Source organism: Burkholderia sp. GW821-FHT14F03, assembly GCF_058803765.1.
On sequence record NZ_JBXAPG010000100.1, the window covers coordinates 1 to 4,672 of the forward strand.

The 4,672-nt window shown below is 66.1% G+C and carries 3 protein-coding genes; all 3 read right to left on the bottom strand.

The window, feature by feature from the left end:
- On the bottom strand, window positions 1-2,285 hold a 2,285-nt coding region (locus tag AC1RQF_RS32970; protein WP_492874298.1), incomplete at its 3' end, for an ESPR-type extended signal peptide-containing protein.
- Complete coding sequence (locus AC1RQF_RS32975; RefSeq protein WP_273997625.1) at window positions 2,282-2,746, bottom strand: hypothetical protein; 465 nt, start codon at window positions 2,744-2,746, stop codon at window positions 2,282-2,284. The genes AC1RQF_RS32970 and AC1RQF_RS32975, both read right to left, overlap by 4 nt.
- On the bottom strand, window positions 2,730-4,672 hold a 1,943-nt coding region (locus AC1RQF_RS32980), incomplete at its 5' end, for a YadA family autotransporter adhesin (RefSeq protein WP_492874301.1). The genes AC1RQF_RS32980 and AC1RQF_RS32975, both read right to left, overlap by 17 nt.

A 4,672-nucleotide genomic window follows, 5' to 3' on the forward strand; every position in this document is an offset into this window, starting at 1 on the left:
GAGGTCGAGAGCGAGGCGACGGTGCTGTTGGTGGTGCTGAGGCCGGTCGAGAGCGAGCTGATGCCGGTCGAGGATGAGGTGGACAGCGAAGCGACCGAGCTGTTGGCCGACGACAAGCCGGTCGACGTGGAGGTCGAGAGCGAGGCGACGGTGCTGTTGGTCGTGCTCAAGCCGGTCGAGAGCGAACCGATGCCGGTCGAGGTCGAGGTCGAGAGCGAGGTGATCGAGCTATTGGCCGACGACAGGCCGGTCGACGTGGAGGTCGAGAGCGAGGCGACGGTGCTGTTGGTCGTGCTCAAACCGGTCGAGAGCGAACCGATGCCGGTCGAGGTCGAGGTGGACAGCGAGGCGATCGAGCTATTGGCCGACGACAGGCCGGTCGACGTGGAGGTCGAGAGCGATGTGACGGTGCTGTTGGTGGTGCTGAGACCAGTCGAGAGCGAACCGATACCGGTCGAAGTCGACGTGGACAGCGAAGCGATGCTGCTGTTGGCCGTCGAGAGGCCGGTCGACGTGGAGGTCGACAGCGACGTGACCGTGCTGTTGGTGGTGCTGAGGCCGGTCGAGAGCGAACCGATGCCGGTCGAAGTCGACGTGGACAGCGAGGCGATCGAGCTGTTGGCCGACGACAGGCCGGTCGACGTGGAGGTCGACAGCGAGGTGACGGTGCTGTTGGTCGTGCTCAAGCCGGTCGAGAGCGAGCTGATGCCGGTCGATGACGAGGTGGACAGCGAGGCGATCGAACTGTTGGCGGTCGAGAGGCCGGTCGACGTGGAGGTCGAGAGCGAGGTGACGGTGCTGTTGGTCGTGCTGAGGCCGGTCGAGAGCGAGCTGATACCGGTCGAGGTCGAGGTGGACAGCGAAGCGATGCTGCTGTTAGCCGTCGAGAGACCGGTCGACGCGGAGGTCGACAGCGACGTGACCGTGCTGTTGGTGGTGCTGAGGCCGGTGGACAGCGAGCTGATACCCGTCGAAGACGAGGTGGACAGCGAAGCGATGCTGCTGTTAGCTGTCGAGAGGCCGCTCGAGGTCGAGGTCGACAGCGACGTGACGGTGCTGTTGGTGGTGCTGAGGCCAGTCGAAAGCGAGCCGATGCCGGTCGAAGACGACGTGGACAGCGAAGCGATCGAGCTGTTGGTCGTCGAGAGGCCGGTCGACGTGGAGGTCGAGAGCGAGGTGACGGTGCTGTTGGTCGTGCTGAGGCCGGTGGACAGCGAGCTGATGCCGGTCGAAGACGACGTGGACAGCGAAGCGATCGAGCTGTTGGCCGTCGAGAGGCCGGTCGACGTGGAGGTCGAGAGCGAGGTGACGGTGCTGTTGGTCGTGCTGAGTCCGGTGGACAGCGAGCTGATGCCGGTCGATGCCGAAGTCGACAGCGACGTGACGCGGCTCGTCGTGGTCGACAAGCCCGTGGACAACGAGCTGATCCCCGTCGACGACGAGGTCGACAACGACGTGATGGTGCTGTTGGTCGTGCTCAGTCCGGTCGACAGCGACGTGATGCCGGTCGAGGTCGAGGTCGACAGGCTCGCGATGCTGCTTGTCGCGGTGCTCATGCCGGTGCTCAACTGCGCGACCGTGACGGCGTCCTGCGGCGCGGAGCCGTCGGCGACGTTGGTGATCCGGCGCAGCGCGGTCGAGCTGCCGACCGAGACTTCGGACAAGGGCGCGGCGGTGCCGGTCAGGAAGCCGGTGCCGGTCGGGGCGGCGGCGCCCGTCACGCTGCCGGTGCCGATCGCGACGCTGTTCGTATAGACGGCCGACGCGGCGTTGCCGATCGCGACCGAGCCGGTGCCGGCGGCGGATGCGTTGAAGCCGAACGCATTCGAGCTTTGTCCCGACGCACTCGCCTGCAGGCCGATGGCTGTCGCCCATTTGGCCGCGGTCGCGCCGAACCCCATAGCCGTGCCGCCGTCGCCGGTGACGGTCGTGTAGAAGCCGTACGCGGTCGCGCCGAGGACGTTGTTGGCGTTGGCCGAGCAGCCGGCCACCGTGGAGTAGTAGCCATTGCCGTCCGTGATGGCGCGGTTCGTGTAGCTGGTCGTGCCGTCCGGCCCTGTTCCAGTCCCGCCGACCCCGCCGCAGGCGCTGCCGCCCGGCGATGAGCCGGTACCCACCCCGATGGTGCTGGCGAAGCCGCCCTGCGCGGCGGCCGCGAGCACGGCGACCGCGATCGCCTTCGCGAGCACCGACTTGTTGGCCTTGCCTCGCGCCGACGCCAGTTCGGAAGCAGCGACCCATGCGCCGAGCGCCTCGTTCCAGATGGTGCGGTATGTGCGGTTCATGATGGAAAACTCTCCACTGAAATACGTCGCGCACCGGGGACAGCGCCAATACGGTGGTTATGCGCGGGCGTATCGATATTCAGATCGCTAAATTTTATTGCGATAGCGTTGTTAAAACTGCAAAGAACTGCAAATTGGCGACGCCAATGAATGTCATGCATGGTTAATCCGCGCGTCTCCAGCACGCTCGGACGGGGCGTCGCACGCGGTGCGCGCGCCGCTGCCCGGTAAAGCGCTGCCAGCCAGGCGTGATGCGGTTCCTGCGCGGCCAGGCGGGCACGGCCGACGGCGCGTGCGGGACCGCGGTCCAGGCGGACTGACGCGGTGTCGACGGGGCAGATGCGCCATTCACTTTCATGATTACGTCCCAGGTTTTCCAGACATCCTTTATTCGGATATCGAAATTGGTTTCGTATCGATAAATCAGGCGAGAAATCGCGCCGCTCACCATGTGTATCCATAGCCGGCTCCATAGGTGCGATTACTGCCGGCGATACCGATGCCCATCTTGAGCACGCCGTGCTTCGTGATATGCGCGCTCGCGCCGAACGCGACGCCCGATTGGCCCGCGAAACGCGCCCCGCCGACCGCCGTGTTGAAGGTCTTGCCGGCTTCGACCTGCGGCAGCATGGCGAGCGCGGCGGCGGCCGCGATGCCCTGACGGGCCATCTTGTCGGTCTGCTGCAGCGCTTCCTGGGTCTGCGCGATCTGCGAACTCAGGTTGTTGATCGAGGCCTGCGTCCCGGCCATCGACTGGGAGACGGATGTCGACAGCGTGTTCAACTGGTTGAGGTTGACCGCATCGGTGCCTTCCGTGCCGGCTGCGACGTTGGCGATCTGGCGCTGCTCGGTGCTGCTGCCGACCGAGACCACGTTCGAGCGGCCGCCGTTGTTGGAATTCGCGCCGATCGCGACCGAGTTCGAACCGGCGCTGACGGTCGGGTTGTCTGCGCCGGTGCCGTTCATGTCGGCCGCGATGCCGCCGGTGTTGGCGGTGCGGGTCGTGTTGTTGATCGAGGTCGACAGCGACGAGATCTGGTTGTTGATGTTGGTCACGCCGCTCGACAGCGAGGCGACGTTGCTGTTGGTGGTGCCGAGGCCGGTGGACAGCGAGTTGATGGAGGTCGAGGTCGAGGTCGACAGCGACGACACCGTGCTGTTGGTGGTGCTGAGGCCGGTGGACAGCGAGTTGACGGCGGTCGAGGTCGAGGTCGACAGCGACGACACCGTGCTGTTGGTGCTGCTCAAGCCCGTGGACAGCGAGCCGATCTGGCTGCCGACGGTCGACAGGCCGGTGGACAGCGAGTTGACGGCGGTCGAGGTCGAGGTCGACAGCGAGGCGACGTTGCCGTTGGTCGTGCTGAGACCGGTGGACAGCGAGGCGACGTTGCTGTTGGTCGCGAACAGCTGGCTGCCGTTGATCGCGTCGGTGCTGGTCGCGGTGACTTGTCCGGCGGCGACGTTGGTGACCTGGCGTTCCGCGCCCGGCGCGCCGACGCTGAACACGCCGACCGGGTTGCTGCCCGCGAAGGTGCCGAAGGTCAGGCCGCCGACGGTGGCCGACGAGACCGGGACGGCGGCGGACGTGGTGGCGCCGTTGCCGATCGCGACCGAGTTGTCGATGTTGGCGACTGCGTTCGGCCCGATCGCGACGCTGTTCTGGCCGGTGGCCTGGCTGTCGGGGTCGGTCGAGTTGGCATGGAAGTACTTGATGCCGTTCGCGTTGATGTTGTCGATCGCCGAACCGACGTTGTTGTTGGTCGTGGTCGTGCCGTTGGTGTTGTAGGTGATGTAGGCCGGGGCGGAAATGGTGCCGGTGGCCGGGTTGTAGGTTGCACCGCCGCCCAGCGCCGCGGCGGTGCTGGTGCCGAGGTTGTTGGTGTTGGTGGTGATCGAGCCGACGCTGGTCGACAGCGAGCTGATGCTGGTCGAGGTCGAGGTCGACAACGATACGACGGTGCTGTTGGTCGTGCTCAGGCCGGTGGACAGCGAGCCGATGCCGGTCGACGTGGAGGTCGACAGCGAGGCGACGCTGCTGTCGGCGGTCGACAGGCCGGTGGACAGCGAGCTGATGCCGGTTGACGTGGAAGTCGACAGCGATGCGACGCTGCTGTCGGTGGTCGACAGGCCGGTGGACAGCGAGCTGATACCGGTCGACGTCGAGGTCGACAGCGATGCGACGGTGCTGTTGGTGGTGCTCAGGCCAGTGGACAGCGAGCTGATGCCGGTCGAGGTCGAGGTCGAGAGCGACGTGACGGTGCTATTGGTGGTGCTGATGCCGGTGGAGAGCGAGCCGATGCCGGTCGACGTCGAGGTGGACAGCGAGGCGATCGAGCTGTTGGCCGACGAGAGGCCGGTCGACGCGGAGGTCGAGAGCGATGCGACGC